The following is an 829-nucleotide window of genomic DNA, read 5'->3' as shown; positions in this document are numbered from 1 at the left end:
CTCAAGTTTCGGGTTTTTGGGGTGGAGGGGTGAGAGATTGCTTGCCCTGAGGTGAAACGACCCCCGCCCCCTGCAACGCAGGCGCAAAACAAGGGAAGCATCGGCAGTGCCAAAAAAGACCTCGTATGAGGAGCTGCCGATGCTTCCGCCACCGATGCTACCCCCGCCCTGGTCCGCCCTACTCGCCATCTTCCAGACCTGTTTCACCGCGCCCACCTACCGCCTGTTCACCGCGGTGGCCACCGGCGCCATCTGCCAGGTGGGGAAAGTGACCGTCGCCGGCATGCAGCGCGCCTCCGGGCCCGGCCCCGCAGCGCCCCACCACCGGTTCAGCGACTTCTTCGCCCGCAGCCACTGGGACGCCCACCAGCTCGGAGAGCGCCTGGCAGTGTGGATCACCGACCACCTCGTGCCCGACGGCCAGCCCGTCACCGTGGCGGTGGACGACACCCTGCTGGAGCGCTGGGGCCGCAAGGTGTTCGCCCGGATGCTGTCCCACGATGGCGCCGCCCAGCACCCCACTGCCCTGACCTGGGGCAACCGGTTCATCGTCGTGGCCATCACCCTCCGGTTGGGCTGGATCACCCCCACACCCATCGCGCTGCCGGTGCTGGTGGCCCTGCACCGGCCCCGATCCCGCACCAGCGGCGACAAGCGCACCCGCCTGGGCCGGGCCGCCACCGCCCTGGAATCCGCCCACCGCCGCTGGAAGCCCCACGCCCGACGCATCCAGGAGCGCAACGCCAAGCGGGCGGCGGCCGCCGCCCGCGGGCACCGCCTGCCCGGCACCCCCGAACAGCCCGGCTCGCGGCGCGCCTCCTACGAGCGC

General features: G+C 71.4%; 1 protein-coding gene. It reads left to right on the top strand.

The annotated features are described in order from the left end of the window. Window positions 1-106 precede the first annotated feature (106 nt). On the top strand, window positions 107-829 hold a 723-nt coding region (locus tag ABD259_RS25640; protein ID WP_344165847.1), incomplete at its 3' end, for a transposase.

Source organism: Nocardiopsis rhodophaea (assembly GCF_039530945.1).
Classification (GTDB): Bacteria; Actinomycetota; Actinomycetes; order Streptosporangiales; family Streptosporangiaceae; genus Nocardiopsis_C; species Nocardiopsis_C rhodophaea.
This window is presented reverse-complemented; position numbering and strand designations above follow the sequence as displayed.